At 68.5% G+C, this 15,872-nt stretch carries 15 protein-coding genes; all 15 read right to left on the reverse strand.

What is annotated here, in order from left to right; genetic code table 11:
* Positions 1 to 162 precede the first annotated feature (162 nt).
* Positions 163 to 429, reverse strand: a complete 267-nt coding sequence (locus ACTH43_RS15115) for a DUF6112 family protein (RefSeq protein WP_441445725.1) — start codon at positions 427 to 429, stop codon at positions 163 to 165.
* Positions 429 to 2,057, reverse strand: a complete 1,629-nt coding sequence (locus ACTH43_RS15120) for a M23 family metallopeptidase (protein WP_441445726.1) — start codon at positions 2,055 to 2,057, stop codon at positions 429 to 431. Before ACTH43_RS15120 ends, ACTH43_RS15115 begins: the two co-directional genes overlap by 1 nt.
* A gap of 19 nt (positions 2,058 to 2,076) precedes the next feature.
* A complete protein-coding gene (locus ACTH43_RS15125) occupies positions 2,077 to 2,781 on the reverse strand; it encodes a hypothetical protein (protein WP_441445727.1) in 705 nt (234 codons plus the stop codon).
* 77 nt (positions 2,782 to 2,858) lie between these two features.
* Entirely contained in the window at positions 2,859 to 3,929 is a 1,071-nt protein-coding gene (locus tag ACTH43_RS15130; protein WP_441445728.1) for a ParB N-terminal domain-containing protein, read from the reverse strand.
* Positions 3,926 to 4,834 (reverse strand): hypothetical protein, encoded by a 909-nt coding sequence (locus ACTH43_RS15135; protein ID WP_441445729.1) that lies wholly within the window; start codon positions 4,832 to 4,834, stop codon positions 3,926 to 3,928. Before ACTH43_RS15135 ends, ACTH43_RS15130 begins: the two co-directional genes overlap by 4 nt.
* 119 nt (positions 4,835 to 4,953) lie before the next feature.
* Positions 4,954 to 5,436 carry a hypothetical protein gene (locus ACTH43_RS15140; RefSeq protein ID WP_441445730.1) on the reverse strand — a complete coding sequence of 161 codons (483 nt, stop codon included), beginning with the start codon at positions 5,434 to 5,436 and terminating at the stop codon, positions 4,954 to 4,956.
* On the reverse strand, positions 5,436 to 6,164 hold the full coding sequence (locus tag ACTH43_RS15145) for a DUF2637 domain-containing protein (protein ID WP_441445731.1): 729 nt from the start codon (positions 6,162 to 6,164) through the stop codon (positions 5,436 to 5,438). The genes ACTH43_RS15140 and ACTH43_RS15145 overlap by 1 nt, the downstream gene beginning before the upstream one ends.
* Positions 6,164 to 7,219 (reverse strand): bifunctional DNA primase/polymerase, encoded by a 1,056-nt coding sequence (locus ACTH43_RS15150; protein ID WP_441445732.1) that lies wholly within the window; start codon positions 7,217 to 7,219, stop codon positions 6,164 to 6,166. Before ACTH43_RS15150 ends, ACTH43_RS15145 begins: the two co-directional genes overlap by 1 nt.
* Before the next feature lie 277 nt (positions 7,220 to 7,496).
* Positions 7,497 to 8,519, reverse strand: coding sequence for a helix-turn-helix transcriptional regulator (locus ACTH43_RS15155; RefSeq protein ID WP_441445733.1), 1,023 nt, complete (start codon positions 8,517 to 8,519; stop codon positions 7,497 to 7,499).
* Positions 8,520 to 8,581: 62 nt separating this feature from the next.
* Positions 8,582 to 10,327 carry an ABC transporter ATP-binding protein gene (locus ACTH43_RS15160; protein WP_441445734.1) on the reverse strand — a complete coding sequence of 582 codons (1,746 nt, stop codon included), beginning with the start codon at positions 10,325 to 10,327 and terminating at the stop codon, positions 8,582 to 8,584.
* A complete protein-coding gene (locus ACTH43_RS15165; protein WP_441445735.1) occupies positions 10,324 to 11,958 on the reverse strand; it encodes an ABC transporter transmembrane domain-containing protein in 1,635 nt (544 codons plus the stop codon). Before ACTH43_RS15165 ends, ACTH43_RS15160 begins: the two co-directional genes overlap by 4 nt.
* Before the next feature lie 107 nt (positions 11,959 to 12,065).
* The gene (locus ACTH43_RS15170) at positions 12,066 to 12,953 is read right to left on the reverse strand and encodes an ABC transporter ATP-binding protein (RefSeq protein WP_441445736.1); all 888 of its coding nucleotides are present in this window, start codon (positions 12,951 to 12,953) and stop codon (positions 12,066 to 12,068) included.
* 27 nt (positions 12,954 to 12,980) lie between these two features.
* Positions 12,981 to 13,997 carry a FecCD family ABC transporter permease gene (locus ACTH43_RS15175; RefSeq protein WP_441445737.1) on the reverse strand — a complete coding sequence of 339 codons (1,017 nt, stop codon included), beginning with the start codon at positions 13,995 to 13,997 and terminating at the stop codon, positions 12,981 to 12,983.
* A gap of 110 nt (positions 13,998 to 14,107) precedes the next feature.
* Positions 14,108 to 15,169 carry a FecCD family ABC transporter permease gene (locus ACTH43_RS15180; RefSeq protein WP_441445738.1) on the reverse strand — a complete coding sequence of 354 codons (1,062 nt, stop codon included), beginning with the start codon at positions 15,167 to 15,169 and terminating at the stop codon, positions 14,108 to 14,110.
* A 40-nt stretch (positions 15,170 to 15,209) separates the two neighbouring features.
* The coding region (locus ACTH43_RS15185) for an ABC transporter substrate-binding protein (RefSeq protein WP_441445739.1) at positions 15,210 to 15,872 on the reverse strand (663 nt) is incomplete at its 5' end.

Genomic DNA, 15,872 nt, shown 5'->3' on the forward strand with positions numbered 1-15,872 from the left:
ACAAACGGCCCCACCCGCAGCAGGGGTGGAGAGGCGAATAGTGGTTCGCCCCTCAGGTGCACCCGTCACCCCCGGCTTTGCCCCGCGAGAAAGGGAGGCGCACGCCGGAGGGACGCGCGCCAGGGAGCAGGAGCAGCGCACCGCTACATCAGGCGGGACGGGTCAGAGTTGTCGGCCGAGGTCGACGAGCCAGTTCAGCCATGCCACGCCGCCACCGGCTAGCACGGCTGCCCCGAGGGCGACCAGCACGCCGGTGCGGGCCTTTCCTGCGGCGGCGTGGTTGCCGTTCGCGGACGCGATCGCCCAGATGATCGCCGAGACGATCACCATCAGCACCGCGACGATCAGCACGAACGTCAGCAGCGCCCCCACGACCTGGCGCAGGTCGCCGATCCCGCCGAGGCCGTCGAAGTCGGGGAACACGTCCATCACGCACCCCCGGAGGCCACGGTCACGTGCAGATGGTCGTAGTGACCACCAGTGACGGCGCCGGGGTCGTGCATGCCGCCGCCGTTGTAAGGACGCCAACCTTCGTCGTCGCGGGCGCGTGACCAGATGCGTCCCTGCCAGATCAGGTACTCCACCCCGAGGGTTTCGGCGTGGGTCTTCATCCAGTTCGTCAGGGCCCATCCGGCCTCGAGTTGCGCCGGGGTCGGGTACTGGCCGATGGCGTTGCCGAACGTGATGTCGCAGGCCCGGCCGAGCGGATGCTCTGAGACGGTGCCGGGCCGCGGTGACCAGCACGCCCAGGAGGTGTCGGGGAACGCGGCGGTGGCCTGCTGGTAGAGGTGCAGTGTGCGGGCGGTGATCTGCCCGTTCGAGGTGGGGTCGTCCACGAGCCGGTCCGGGTCGCCGTCGACCGGGGACGGCACGGCACCGGGACCGGTCGCGGCGGGGCCGCAGCCGCCCGTGCCGGTGTCGGGGGTGGGCAGGTTCGCCGCGCCGTGGGAGTTCAGCCACGGTTCGGGGTCGATCGCTGCGGCGTGGGTGCCGCCGGGACGGACCTCGAAGTGCAGGTGCGCGCCGGTGGAGTTGCCCGAGGAGCCGACGTCACCGATGTGTTGCCCGGCGCTCACCCGGTCACCGACTGCGACGTGGATACCGGAGTCCCACATGTGCGCATACCCGGTGGCGACCGCCTGGCCGCCGATGGTGTGCTCGATGACGATCAGGTTCCCGTAGCCGCCCGAAGCCCCGGCGACGGTGACCACACCATCGGCGACGGCGAGGATCGCGGTGCCGTCCGGTGCGGCGAAGTCGACACCGGTGTGCAGCTTGTGCTCACCGGTGATCGGGTGAACCCGCATCCCGAACCCGCTGGTGCGCACCCAGGTGCCTTCGGGTAGCGGGAACACCACGCGTGAGGACTCCGGCAGCGTCCCCGCCGGGCCGCCCGACCCGGCCGCGGGCTGGGTGAGGGTGGTCAGGATGGTCTCGGCGACCGGTGCGTAGTTGCGGTACCGGTCGGGGTAGGCGGAGACCTCGACGGCTTGGGCGGCCTCACCGGGGTCCATGTCCTGCCAGCCCGGTATGTCCAACAGGCCCCGCGGCGAGGGGTAGTTGGGGCCGGACGAGCCACCGAAGAACGCCTTGGCCTGATAGGTGGGGTCCATCAGTTCGGCGACCGACCCCCACCCGGCGGCGGGGCGCATCTGGAACAACCCGAGACTGTCGTGGTCGGAGCCGTTGCCGTCGTTCGGGTAGGACCCGGATTCGGGGTAGGCGCCAGTGTTGGCGAGTTGGCGCAGGGTGGACTCGGTGAGCGCGGCCATCAGCGCGATCTGGATGCCGGGACGGCCCACTCCGTCGATGCCGTTGCCAACGGTGATGATCGTCGCGGCGTGTGTGAGCTGTTTCCGGTTCAGCGTGAACCGGGTGCCGTCCGCGGTGGTCACGGTCAAGGAGTCGGGGATGTTCCCGACCAGGAGTCCACCGCCGCCGAGGGTGGTGCAGGCGGCGTGCGCGGCCGGGTTCATCAGCACCCCGATCGAGACCAGCACCAGCATCGGTGCCAGGAGCACCGCCGCGAGTGCCGCGAGGCCGAGTTTCTTGAGCACGACAACACCCCGCCGGCCGTTATCGCAGCAGGTTGTCGAGCTGCGACAACCTCAGCAGGTGGCAGGTGTCGTACGTGGGCGCGCAGACGATGAACACGGTGAACGCCACGGGGTGCGCGCTGGTGACTTCTTCGTCGTTCCACACGCCGGTGCGGTGGCGGGTGCCTTCGATCGTGTACGCGGTCGTGCCGGGTGCGAGCTGCCCCGGCTGGGCTTGCTCCACCGCGTCCCCCCACGCGTCGGGGACGAAGGCCTCGTCGATGGTCAGGTGCTGGGTGGTGGCGTACTGCCGTAGGTCGATCCACGCCTCACGGGTGGGCAGGTAGGCGGCGACATCGGCGGCGAGCCCGGCCTGCTCCTCGCCGGATGGGTCGCCGACCGAGAGGATCACCGAGGTGTAGTCCAGCGGCATGAACCCCGACGCGGTGTCCCACGCGAACAGGGCCTCGGCGAGGTTGCGGGCGAAGGTCTCCGGATCAGCCGACGCAGCCACTGCCGGCAGACGCGGCGAACCCGCCGGGCCGTGGGGTGGGGTCGCGACCGGTCCCGGCCGACCGCCACCACCGTCGGTACTGGTGTCGCTGGTGTCGTTGGTGGTGCGGGGGCCGGCGAGGAGACCGTAGACGCCGATCCCGGCCACCACGGCGACCGCCAGCAGTCCGGCGATCAGCGCGATCAGGCGCTGACGGGAACGGGCATCAGATGACGTGAGCGGGGTCTTCATACCCTGCAGGTGCACCGCCGTCCCCGACGAACCGGCATCGGAGCAGCCACCAGAGGTCTGAGGTGCGGTTCGAGGGGTTAGAGGGCGCGCAGGTGCGGGCGAGCGGTCGTCCCCGGCGCGGGCTCGACAGCCTCGACGCTCTCGTCCTGTGTTGCACTCAGCTCAACCGTGCTGTTGCCGTTGCCGGTGTGGAGGTTGCGGGCTTCTCGCAGCCGGACGGCGAATCGGCTGGTGCCTTCGGCGGTGTCCAGGAAACCGGTGGTCTGCTCGTCGGTGAGTTCGACGGCGAGGTGGTCGGGGTCGTAGTGGGTCCACCAGTCGGCCAGCTCGCCCCAGGTCTGCACGAACGCCCGCACCGGGTACTGCGTGGGAGTCCGGTCTGCGGACGGGACGGGCCGCGGACCCGTCCGCTTCTTCTTCGTGGCGGTGGCGCGGGCGACCGCCTCGTCGGCCAGCGCGTGCAACTCGGCCTCCCGATCCGGGTGCGTACCGGTCGCGCTGTGGCGGATGGTCTCGTAGATCGGGTGGACCGCGGCACCGGCTTCGATCCGCTCCAGCCCGGCCAGCGCCTCGGCCCGTACCGTTTCGGGTTGGGCGGGGTCGGCGGCGAGCCGCTCGAGGTGGCCGATCTTCTCCAGCGTCGTGTACGAGGCGCGTCCGGTGACCAGTCGGGATGCCTGCTCGCGGGTGTCGCCCACGGGTGCGTCCAACGGGGTCGTCAAATCGGCGACCCCGTTCCACCGGGGCTGGTGTTCGCTGCTGAACCGGGTCGCGGCCTCGTGACGCGCGGCATCCTCGGCCATCACCTGCTTCACCTCCCTATACAAGGCGGCGGCCTCACGCTTGGTCAGCGACTTGTGGAACCGGTTGTCGTCCTGCTCGGCCAGGAGCTGCCCGAGCCGGTCGGACAGGCCGGAGCGGACCCACACGTTGACCTTCTTCCACCCGAGCCGCTTGATCGCGGCCAGCCGCCGCGCCCCGCAGACCAGCACCCCGTCCGGGGTGATCGTGATCGGCTGCAACAGCCCGTCGCGCTCGATCACCGAGGCGAGTTCGTCGATGTCGCCCAGCTCGGTGCGGTGGCGCCGCCCGACCCGGATCGAGTCGACCACCCACTCCAGCTCGATGTGTCCCGGATCGAAACTCACCGCGACCCACCTCCTCCGGTGCGACGGCGGGGTGCGGCCAGGGAGAGACTGAGCACGAGGTCGTCATCGCGCAGCAGCAGCTCCAGGGTCTCGCCGTGCAGCCGCCGCAGCAGCACACCCCGCCCGGTGGTGGTGGCGGCGTAGGCGGGGTGCGGGTTGCCCAGCAGCGCCCGCAGCAGAGCGGTCCACGCCGGACCGGGCAGGTCGAGCAGGGCACGGGCATGACGGTCGCGCCGCAGCGCTTCATACGCCGACTGGCGGGTCCCGGTCTTGGTCAGTGCCCCGCACACATGCGCCACGGCTGCCCGCGCGGTCTCGGCAGGCCACCCCAGCAGGCACAACAGTGCGATCGCGTCCTCGGCCGCGCCACCGGCGGACATGCAGGCGCTGTCCGATCCGCGACCACCACCGTTGCCGTCGTTTCCGCCCGTCGCCGCATCGGTGTCGAGGCCGTCGTAGTGGTCGGTGGTGTGGAACGCCGGGTGGAACTCGGTCAGCGGTGTCTCCCGATCGGAGAATCGTTCGGGGTCGTGGAACGCCGAGACGTGCGGGCGGCGGGCCTGATGGACCGAGCAGAGCAGCCCTTGGGCGCGTTCTTCGAAGATGCAGGTGATCCGCACCGCGTGAGTCAGCGTCGCCCACGGGTCATCGGCTTCACGGGTGGAACGGTACTGCATCGCCTCGAACGCGGCCGTGACCGCTTCCCACGGATCCAGGCCGTGCTTGCGCGCCAGCGGCGCGTACTTCTCCGCGGCGTAGGCCATCAGCTCGCGCACTGTGGGGTCGCGCTGCCACGCGCCCGGTCCCGTCGCGTGGAGCCGGTGCAGCAGAGCACGCAGCCCCTCGCTGGTGGTGTAGTCCTCCGCGCCGTCGTTCGCGCTGGTGGTGTTGGTTGTGCTGGTCATGGTCGGGGCACCTCCTGATAGGCAGGTGCGCACCGGCTCCCCACAACAGGGCATGCACCGCAAGAACTACGGGGATGGGGATAGATGGGGTGTGGGGCGCTGGACATGACTGATCACCGTCAGCTCTTCCCGACCCCGGGACGCCGCGGGCCGGACTGCGCGGTCTGGCTGCGCCCGAACGCCGACAGCGGCGGCAACTGCCGCACCCGGTCACCCGCCCGGTCGCCAACCCGGTGCAGCCGTGCCGCGACGGGCCGGCGGGCGCGGCGGGCCAGTTCGGCCTGGAAGTCGATACCCCGGCCCGCGAGGAGTGCGCTGTGGCGGGCCATCAGGTCGGTGGGCCGCACCCATTCGACGCCGCGCACGCGCGCGGCCCGCAACTCCGGTTCCTGATTGCCGTCGCGGGCGACTTGTGCGGCGCGGATCGCCTCCGGCGTCCGCGTTGCCACGTCCGGCCTCGACGGTTCGGGTCCCGTCTCGCGCTCCAGCTCCTGCTCGCTCTCTGGGTGCGGTTCCGGTCGGCCGATGGCTGGTTCGACCTGATGGTGGTGCGGTCGAGTCGCGTGGTCGTCCGGTGGGGCCGGGTCGTGTTCGGTGTCCATCAGCTCGCCTCCTCAGCGTCGCCGACGCCACGGGCAACGTCAGGACCGATGACGTCGCCCGGAGGGTCGGGCATGGTGGTGTCGGGATTGGTGATGTCGAGACGGTGCGCGCCGGTGAACCAGCGGCCGACGGTGGAGGCATGGACGCCGAGCTCGCGGGCGATGCGCTTGTTCGACCAGCCCGCCTCCCGCAGCTCCCACCCCCGCGCCCGCCGATCCCCAGCCGTTGCGACAGCCGCAACTGTTGCTATCGGTGTTGGTTCCTCGTTCGGGTCATTCCCGCTGGAACCTGGTGCGTCAGGAAGCGACACTGGTGTAGGGGCGGGGGTGGTTCGGGTGAGGATGACGGTCAGGTGGGTGATCGCCAGCAGCACGACCGGCGGGACCGCCGCCACGCTCGCAGCCAGCACGCCGGGCACATCGGCGTCTGCGGCGACGACGGCGTGCAGGGCGTTCGCGGTCACCGACACCAGCGCCCCGCCGATCAGCAGCGCCCACGGGTACCACGCCGACCTCTGGCCGGCCAGCGCGACGACCGCGACCGTGGCGACGACGATGATGCCGTCCACGATCAGCGGCCACGCCCACGCCTGGCCCGCGCCGATCCCGGACCGGGCAGCCAGGTCAGCCAGCGAGGTGAAACTGAGCCAGAAGGCCCCGGCAGCGATGAACACCGTCCCCGACACTGCCGTCACTACCGCCCACCGGCGACCCGTCCGTGTGGTCATCACAGCCCCCGCGTCCTCGCCGCCGCCCCGGTGCCGTCCCGGCCGAACCACCCGTCCACCGCCAACGGCTTCCCGCCGTGCACCGACGACGACCGCTCCCGTTGCTGCGTGTCCGGGCGCGCGGTGCGGTACGCGGAACGCACTGTCGCGGTGATCTCACGCGGCCCGAAGTCCGCCTTCGCCGCGGCCAACACCGCATCGAGAGTGTCGGTGAACGGGACGCCGCCCTCAGCGAGGCGGCAAGCCGCCCAGAACAACTTGAGGTTGCGATCCGTGTCCTGCCTGTCCAGCCACCGCGCCAACCGGTCCGCATCCGCCCGCCCCACCGGACCCGTCGTTCGCGTGCGCGATGTCGGATGCGCTGTGGGGCGGGGGTCGAGGAAGTCCCGCAACCGCTGCGCATCCAGCGGCGTCGCGGGACCGCTGCTGACCGTCTCCACCCGGTAGGCAACCGTGGTGCCGTCTATCCGGCGCAGCGAGGGCGGGACGATGATGTAGCCGCCGTCACCACGGAAGTCGACCCCGGCGCGCCCGGCCTGCCACGACCGCTGCTCACCGTCCGGGCAGGCGGGAAAGTAGACGTGGCGTCCACCGGTGGGGGTACGCACCACCGCCAACGGGGTGCCGAGCAGCCCGGCGCGGGCCGCGCGACGGTAGGAGCCGTGCCCGTCGGTGCCGTGCACATCCACATCGACCACGACCACCCCCAATGCGCGGCCGGTCGGCACCCCTATGTTCGCCATCGGCCAGTGCCGCCACCACGCCATCACTTGCTGCGGGTCAGTGCTCGCGGCATGGAACCCCCGCTCGGTGAGGGGACGCTTGGCCCCCGGCGCGCAGGGGAACACCGGCACCCCGACGCTCGCGAAATGACCGGCCGCCGCAGAGACCGACCACCGATCCGTCATCCCGGCCAGGACACCAGCCAAGGCGTCCTGGCCAGGCAGCACGGCGCCGCGCATCGAACGCCCACTGGCCATGATCGACTGAACACCTGGCTCCACGAAGCGGTGCGTCGCGTCCAGAGCTGCCAGACTGTCCTGCGGTGTCGCCATCTCCCGTGTCCTCCTCCCGACCCTGCCGCTGCTACACCCAGGTGCAGCGGTGGTGCACCTGTGAGGTGCGCCGGGAGGATCAGGACGCGAGACGGATCGAACTGACGAGGCGACCGTGAGGCTCCGCGATGAACCCGACGAGTCCCATCCGGATTAGCAGCCGCCACCAGCCCAATACCAGCGATCCGGTCGGGAACGACGTCGCCGACGCCGAGGATGCGTCTTTCAACGCCTCCGGCACCTCGGACGACGTGCGGCGGGGAGACGTGCGGTGGGGTTAGACGGCGCGTAGGCAGTGGCGGTTGGGGCAGAGCATGCAGGGCGCTTCGCCGATGCAGCCGGGTGCGGGTTGTCGACGGAACTGTGTCGGGGATACTCCGAAGCGTCGGCGAAACCAGGCCGCGGCGACGCGCCGGTCGGCCCATCCGACCGTCCGGGCCGCGGCGTCCACGGACAGGGTTGTCTCCTCGATCAGGCGGGCGAACTCGGTGGTGCGTACCTCGGTCAGCCACCGCATCGGCGCGGCCCCGAACTCGGTCGTGAAACGACGCGTCAGCTGTGACTTCGACAACGCCACCGCGGCCGCGACTTCCTCGAGTCGCCACGACCGGGCGAGGTCCTCACGCATCAGCGTGGCCGCCTGGAGCGCCTCGGAGGTCACCGGGACGACGGTGAGCCGACCCACCACGCCGTTGGCGGCAGGGCGGGAGGCCGCGGTGGCGGGGTTGATGACGAGTGCGGGCAGGGCGAGTTCGACCGTCTGGGCGAACAGCGCCATCAGCCTCGCGGCCGCGTCCGGCCCGGTGTCGTGGGAGATGGTGCTCATCTTCCGCAGCACCGGCTCGGAACGGGCGAACAGGGCCGTGCCGAGGTGGAAGAACAACGGGCGGCCATCCCACTCGGCTGGGTGCAGGCCGGGGAGCACCCGGTCGGGGCCAGGCAACGCCCACAACATGTGCGAACGCAGGAACTCCTGGTCCAGGTAGATCGTCCAGGTCCGAACCCGCGGCGAGGGGACCGCTTGCGCCCACACGCCACCGCCGAGCACCATCGCGTCCCCGGCCCGCAGGGTCCGCTCACCCTCGACCGTGCGGATTCTCGACGACCCGGCCATGACGTGCACGACCTTCGCATGCGTGAACGCCACCGGACCCACCGGACGCGTCCGCACCGACTCGATCACCGCCAACGGACCCACCAACGGCGCCAACTCCACCAACCGGTGGCCACTCGGCATCGAGTCACCGGCATCGTCCCCGGCCCCGGCTTCGTCGCCGTCGCCGGACGGAGGTTCCAGCATGTTCGGGGGCGAGTCGAGTTCCCCGGCACGCGATCGCAGCGGCCGGGAATCGTGCGCTCGGGTCATTCCGGCCCGTCTGCCTTACCGAGGCTCTGCCCCTCCCGCCACGCCGCCCACAACCCGGCATACACGCCGTCGGAGGCGACCAGCTCGGCATGTGTCCCGGTCTCGATGATCCGGCCGTGATCCATCACGACAATCCGGTCACAGACGGCGGCCTGGGAGAGCCGGTGCGCGATCACCAACCCCGTCCGCCCCGCCAGCGCAGCCTCCGCGGCACGATCCAGCAGCCCGGAGTCGGTGGAGCCGGCCTCGGCCGTGGCCTCGTCCAGGATCGCCAACTCCGGGTCAGCGAGCACCAGCCGGGCCAAGGCCACCTGCTGCGTCTGCGCCGCGGTCAGCTCCCAACTTGCAGCGCCCACCACCGTGTCCAGACCCTCGGGCAGCAAGTCGAGCAAGCCCGTTGCACCGATGGTCTCGAACGCGGCACGGACCTCCCGATCGGTGGCGTCGGGGCGGGCGAGGGTCAGGTTCTCCCGCAGCGTCCCAGCGAACACGTGCACTTCCTGGGTGATCACCGCGGTACGCGCCGGCCGGGCCACCGATCCGTGCTGGGGGTGGTGGATGCCCGCGATCACCGCGGCGAGGGTGCTCTTTCCGGCCCCAGAGGGGCCGACTACGGCGACCAGTTGACCTGCTCCGATGGTCAGGGTGATCTGATCGAGCGCGAGCTGGTCGGCGTTATCGTAGATGTGGGAGACGTGGTGCAGCTGGACGGTTCCCGGCTGGACGCGTTGATGCGGTTGAGGAATGCGGCCAGGCTCGGGCATTGAGATCACGCCGACGATACGGCCAAGCGAGGTGAATGCGGATTGCAGCACGTCGATGATGAACAGTAGTTCGTTGATGGGGCCGAACAGTCGGAGGAAGAACAACATGGCCGTTGTGGCGGTACCGACAGTGGATTGTCCGGAGCTGATCAGCAGGTAGCCGGTCGTGAGGATCGCGCTCATGCCGATGAACTCGGCCAGATTGAGCCGTCCGAAAAACATGTTCTGCACGGTGCGAGCACGCAGACTGTGCTGAACCACAGTCCAGGACGCGTCCATGACCACGTTGTGTCGGCGCTCGGTGAGTCCGAAGCCGAGCACGGTATCGCGACCTCGCAGAGACTCCAAGATGTGCTGGGCACGGACACCCATCGCGGCGCGTTGAGCGCGATAGATGCGTGGAGCAGTGGACCGATACCAGCGCACCGTGAACAGATAGATCGGAAGCGTGACGGTCATGGTGATGCCGTAGCGCCAGTCCAGTGCCGTCATCCCGGCGAGGGTGACGATAACGCTGAAGCCCGACGCGGTGAGCGCAGGAATCACGTGCGGCGCGGCGTCGGCGACCTGGGCGACGTCATCGCTGGCACGTGCAATGAGATCGCCCGTGCCAGCCCGCTCTACGACGCCTTGTGGAATGTCCATCGACTGTGCGACAAGTCGTTCTCGGAGGTCGGCAAGGATCGTCTGGTATGCGCGCATGGCGAGCACGACGGTGAGCGCGGAGCCGAGGGCACCGACTCCGGCAGCGGCAACCATGATCGCGGTCGTCGAGACCACCGCGCCAGTGTCGGCAGAGCCTTCGTCGATGAGGTTCACGAGATAGCCGAGCGCCGTGGGGAAGACCAGACCAAGAGTGGCTGAGAGCAGCCCAACAATGACGGCGGCGCCGAGCATCAGACGTGTCCCGCGGCTCGATCGACGCAGCTCTGTCCATGTCTGGCGGGTGCTCGCCAGCGGCAGCGACACTGCACTCATCGTGCGCCTGCGCTGTGACGTTCAACAACCCAGTCCGTTACTCGATCACACGCGCCGAGAAGGGCAGGAGAGGCAGTGATGATGAGTGTGGAGCGGCCGCGCCGAAAACGACGGAGACGGTCGGCGATTACTGCTTCGGTGACGGAATCCACCGCGGTGGTGGGATCGTGCAACACGAGAACTGGAGCGTCGGCGGTCAAGGCACGCGCCAGGGCAACACGCTGCCGTTGCCCACCCGAGAGCCGGTTCCCGTTCTCACCGACATGGCTGTCCCATCCGTCTCGCGTCGCGGTGACAAAGTCATCGCAGACGGCAGCGGAGGCCGCCGCCGCTTTCAGCTCAGATCTCGCACCTGGAATGTCGAGGTTCTCGGCAATCGTGCCCGTGAACAGCGTTGTCACATGCGGTGCCACAGTGATGCGCGACCGATACTGGGATCTGTCGAGGCTCTCAGCGGCGACGCCGTCGACGGATACTCGAACATCATCGTTCGTCCGTGGGGCGAGTAGCGCCGTCGCAATACGCAAGGCTGTGCGGTCGTCGGTACGGATACCGACGAGTTCGCCTGGTTCGATCCGAATGCTCCGCTGCCCGTCGATGACCAGTTCAATGGTTGGTGTTGCGGCCAGTGGCTCGACGGAGGCTCCGGCGTGCTCGTTCCGCGACTGAGCGGAGTCGGCAAGGACGCTTACGATTCGGGCGCTGGATGCGATCGCAGTTGCCCACCATGTGACCGCGTTCGATGTCAACGAGAACAGCGGCGGCAGGAGCACCTGGGCGAGGCCGACGACGGTGATCAGCTCACCTACCGTGATGCGACCTTCCACGGCGAACCATGCCGCGAGACCGCCGATGATCGCGACGAAGGCACCGCTGATCGTGCCGCTGGAGGCGAGATACCTGCCCAAAGCGCCGGTGCTGCGGTGCGCGCCGGTGAGTGCTGCGCGGCTGGCTACGCGGTACCGGTGGATCGCCTCGTTTTCGGCGCCGATCCCTTTGATGACGCGATACCCGGCGACGAGGTCTGCCGCCTTGGCGACGGCCCCGGCGAGCAGGGTCTGGAACTGCTGTCTGCGGCGAGCAAACGGCCGGCTGAGAGCTCCCGTCCCGATGACGACCAATGGTGCTCCGACGAGGACGGTCAGTCCTAGCGGCGGGTGGATCATGAAGAGCGTCGCAGCGATGAAGCCGATGCCTGCGATATCGCCGATCGGGAACACTCCGATCGTCACGGCCGAGGACGCACTGGCGACATCGTTGGTCGCCGTCGACAGGATGTCGCCATCCGCGTGCTGCGCCCTCCGGTGCGAGGGATGCAGGACCGCGGTCGACAGTGCTGCGCGCAGTCGATGCTGGGTCAGTTGCACGGCGCGCATGGTGAGTTGTGCGGCGAACCGGAACCCGAGTGACAAGATAAGGAAGTCCAGGCCGAGCACGAGCACCCAAAGCAGGAACTGCTCGAGGTCTCCTGTCGCGAGAGCACGGTCGATTGCTAACCCCACGATCACGGGGACGAACGCTTCCCCAACTTGGTGGACCACCGCCAGGGCGGCAGCAGGGAACGTCAGATGTGGGGTCGAGAAGATGATGCGCAGCGTCAGTCTGCGAGCAGTCTGAGTCTCGTCGATCACGAATGGCGCAATCGTGGGCACCGCGGGTGACGCGTGGCCGAGGACGGGAAGCCACCGTGTCAGTAGGCCCCGCCCCAGCCGGGCCGGGTCGGTGTCGCTGCGGGCTGTCATGACGTGCCCGTGCTTCGTTCCCTGCCTCGCTGGCGTCCCAGCGGTATGACTGAGGGAGTGCCTGCTACGGGGTCGGGCACGACGATGCAGCGCAGCCCGAAGACCTCTTCGACGAGGTCGGCCGTGACGATCTCACCCGGTGCGCCTTCGGCGACGACTTGCCCGTCGCGCATCGCGATCAGATGGGTGGCGTACCGGGCTGCATGGTTCAGGTCATGCAGAACTGCAACGAGGGTGCGTCCCTGCTCGTGGAGGTCGGTGAACAACTCCAACAACTCGATCTGGTGAGTGATGTCGAGGAACGTCGTCGGCTCGTCCAGTAGCAGGATGCCGGTCTCTTGCGCGAGTGCCATCGCAACCCACACCCGCTGCCGCTGCCCTCCGGATAGCTCGTCGACCAGACGGGCGGACAAGTCGGTCACCGCGGTTGCGGCCATGGCCCCGGCGACGGCGCGTTCGTCGTCCGGGGTCCATTGCCGGATCAGCTTCTGATGCGGGTACCGGCCTCGCGCGACGAGGTCTGCCACGGTGATTCCGTCGGGGGCGATGGAGGTCTGTGGCAGGAGCCCGATACGGCGCGCGACTTCTTTGGCCTTGTACGCGTGGATGTCCGTGCCGTCGAGGATCACTTCTCCTGAGCTGGGCCTTAAGAGGCGAGACAGTCCGCGTAGGAGAGTGGATTTGCCGCACGCGTTCGGGCCTACGATCACAGTGAATGACCGGTCCGGGACAGAGACCGACAGGTGATCGCTGATGATCCGCTTGTCGTATCCGATCGTTGCATCCTCGACACGCAATCGTGGTACGGCATCAAGGGTCGATGTCGTGGGTATGTCCGCGGGGAGCAGCGTGGCTGTGGTGACCTTGGCGGCGGTAGAAGTCATCGATCCTGTCCTTTCGGGGTGCTGTTGTCAGGCACGTCGGCGCACCTCGTGGATGATCAGCCACACCAGATACCCGCCGCCGACGACCACGGTGACAACCCCTACCGGCAGTGGTGCAGGCAGCAGATGTTGAGCGACCACGTCAGCGGCGGCGAGCAGAACCGCGCCAGTGAACGCGGCCGGGGCGACCAGGACGCCGGGAGTTCGTGTGAGGCGTCGGGCGATCTGCGGGGCGGCCAGGGCGATGAAGACGATTGGCCCGGCGGCTGCGGTCACGGACGCGGTGAGGGCGACGCCGATGACCATGACGGCCAGGCGCACCGGTTCGGCGCGGATGCCAGTGGCCTTGGCGGCGTCGTCGCCGAGTTCCAGTTGTCGCAGGCCGGCGGCGAGCGTTGCCATCGCTCCCAGGAGCAGCAGGATCATGCCGCTGCCGTAGAGGGTCTGCTCCCATGTGGTGCCGTTCAGCGAACCGGCACCCCATGCCGCGGCGGACATGGCCACCTCGAGGTCGGCGGTGAGCATGAGCCAGGTGTTGAAAGAGGTGAGGACCGCCGAGACCGCGATGCCGACGATGATGAGCCGGAACCCTTGTACGCCACGTCGCCAGGCCAGCAGATACACCAGCGCCGCCGTTGCGACACCGCCCAACAATGCCCCTCCGGCGAGTTGCAAGTAGCTGCCGTGGATGAGGATGATCACGATCAGCGCACCAGCGTAGGAGCCAGCAGAGAAGCCGATGATGTCGGGCGAGGCGAGAGGGTTTCGGGTGAGCGACTGGAAGACTGCCCCCGATGCGCCGAGCGCCGCCCCGAACACCACCGCGGCCACCGCTCGCGGGAGCCGCCATTCGACCACGACTGTGCGGGCGAACCCGGCGTCCGGGGCACCGATCAACGCTGCCCACACCCGGTCGAGCGTGAGCGGGTAGTCACCCAGGGTCAATGCCCATGTGGTGACGGCGAGGGCAAGGACAGCGAGTACCGCGCACACGACGATCGTTCGCACCGGCCAACGCAGGGCGAAACCGCCCCGACGAATCACGACCGTGCGATGCCCGAAATCGACTCGCGCCGCCGTATCGCCGCTCTCCGGGGCCTCTCGGGTTTGTCGAACGGCCGGATCGCTGCGGGGAGCGTGGGCGTTTGGCGGGTTCACAGTCCGCTCGCCTTCTTGCGGCGGACCAGGAAGATCAGGACGGGAGCGCCGACAAAGGCCGTGACGATCCCGACGGGGAACTCGCCGGGGCGGATGACGACACGTCCGAGGATGTCCGCCGCGAGCACCAGGGTGGGGGCGAGCACCAACGTGTACGCAAGGATCCATCGTTGATCTGGGCCGACAATCCACCTGGCGATGTGGGGCACCATCAGCCCGACAAACCCGATTGGCCCCGCGACGGCGGTCGCCCCACCTGCCAGCAGGGTGACCGCGACGATGACGAGCACCCGAGTGCGCGTGACGTTCGCGCCCAGCGAACGAGCAAGATCGTCGCCCAGCGCGATCGCGTTCAACGCTCCTGCCGCAACAATTGCGAGCAGGAGACCGACGATCAAGAACGGCAGCACCGGCAGCAGCACGTCCCAGTCTCGACTCACGATGCTGCCGGCGTTCCAGTTGCGCATCTGGTTGAAGGTCTGCGAGTCCAGCAGCACCATCGCGGTGACGATTCCTGAGAGCACGGCACCGAGCGCGACCCCTGCAAGCGTCAACTGCACCGGGTCCGCGCCGCCGCGCCCGGCCGACCCGATCACATACACAGCGACGGTCACGACCAGGGCACCGGCGAACGCGAACCACACGTACCCGCTGATTGAAGACACGCCGAACACGGCGACGCCGAGCGCGACGAAGAACGCAGCTCCAGCGTTAACCCCGAGAATGCCTGGATCAGCCAGGGGGTTGCGCGTCAGTGCCTGGATCAGCGCGCCCGCGGTGCCCAGCGCGACTCCCACGACCAGGCCGACGGCGGTGCGCGGAATACGCAGCTCGTGGACGATGAAGTGCGGTTGCGTGTCTTCGGCGCTGACGAGAGCTTCCCACACCGCAGAAATTGAGAGGGTCTGCGACCCGACAAGCACGCTCCCTGCGACAACGATAGCGAGCAGCACGAGAGCGACCAAAAGCCCCAGTGCACGCCGTCCGAGCCCGGGGGCCGGCACGGAAGAAGCTGCGTCAACGTCTCCCGTGCCGGTCCTCGCCGGAGCCTCCGCCATAGGTCGGCTCATCTCTGCTGGCCTTCTGGACCGGGGCGTCTTACAGACCGAGCAGTGCGACGAGATCGTTCTCGACCTCGTCCAACAGTGCAAGTTGGCTCGACGGTGACCCGAACGACAGCTCCAGGTGGTACTCCAGCACCTGATTGTTCTGGACGAACGGGAGTCGCTGCCATGCCTCGCTGCTGGTCAGTGCCGTCATGTCGCCGTAGTCGCTCACGGTCAATGCGACGTTGGCGTCATTGAGCTGGTCGAACTGTTCCGGGCTGAGGATCACGCCGCCTTCTTGTTCGGACAGGGGCAGGATCTCGATACCCAGGTCTTGATAGACCGAGCACAGCGTCTGGCCTCCACAGATGGTCTGGATCCCGGGACCGCCAAACTCCGGATACACCACCGTAACCACCAGGTCTTGCGCCTGGTCACCGATCCGCGTTCTGACCTCGTCGAGTCTTTGCTCGTAGGTCTGCTCCCAGGCCTCGAACTCTTCGACGCGATCCAGCGCGATCGCCGTTTCCTCGAAGTGCACGCGCCAGTCCTTCCCGTCGAATCCGTTCAGGCTGTATGTCGGGGCGATGTCGGGGAGCCGGTCGACGATCTCTTCGTCGTAGCCGAGGCTGTTGAGGATGAAATCTGGATCGGCGGCGGCGACTGCTTCGTAGTTGACCTCGGGAAAGTTCACGAACGTGTCGACGCCTTCTAG

Origin of the sequence: Brachybacterium sp. (assembly GCF_052095815.1) — a bacterium.
Lineage (GTDB): Bacteria > Actinomycetota > Actinomycetes > Actinomycetales > Dermabacteraceae > Brachybacterium.

What these genes read in the sequence shown, in the direction of transcription:
- ACTH43_RS15155 (WP_441445733.1), bottom strand. Translation starts at nt 8,519, where the DNA reads ATGCTGGAACCTCCGTCCGGCGACGGCGACGAAGCCGGGGCCGGGGAC.
- ACTH43_RS15150 (WP_441445732.1), bottom strand. Translation starts at nt 7,219, where the DNA reads ATGGCGACACCGCAGGACAGTCTGGCAGCTCTGGACGCGACGCACCGC.
- ACTH43_RS15160 (WP_441445734.1), bottom strand. Translation starts at nt 10,327, where the DNA reads ATGAGTGCAGTGTCGCTGCCGCTGGCGAGCACCCGCCAGACATGGACA.
- ACTH43_RS15145 (WP_441445731.1), bottom strand. Translation starts at nt 6,164, where the DNA reads ATGACCACACGGACGGGTCGCCGGTGGGCGGTAGTGACGGCAGTGTCG.
- ACTH43_RS15125 (WP_441445727.1), bottom strand. Translation starts at nt 2,781, where the DNA reads ATGAAGACCCCGCTCACGTCATCTGATGCCCGTTCCCGTCAGCGCCTG.
- ACTH43_RS15180 (WP_441445738.1), bottom strand. Translation starts at nt 15,169, where the DNA reads ATGGCGGAGGCTCCGGCGAGGACCGGCACGGGAGACGTTGACGCAGCT.
- ACTH43_RS15140 (WP_441445730.1), bottom strand. Translation starts at nt 5,436, where the DNA reads ATGGACACCGAACACGACCCGGCCCCACCGGACGACCACGCGACTCGA.
- ACTH43_RS15135 (WP_441445729.1), bottom strand. Translation starts at nt 4,834, where the DNA reads ATGACCAGCACAACCAACACCACCAGCGCGAACGACGGCGCGGAGGAC.
- ACTH43_RS15170 (WP_441445736.1), bottom strand. Translation starts at nt 12,953, where the DNA reads ATGACTTCTACCGCCGCCAAGGTCACCACAGCCACGCTGCTCCCCGCG.
- ACTH43_RS15115 (WP_441445725.1), bottom strand. Translation starts at nt 429, where the DNA reads ATGGACGTGTTCCCCGACTTCGACGGCCTCGGCGGGATCGGCGACCTG.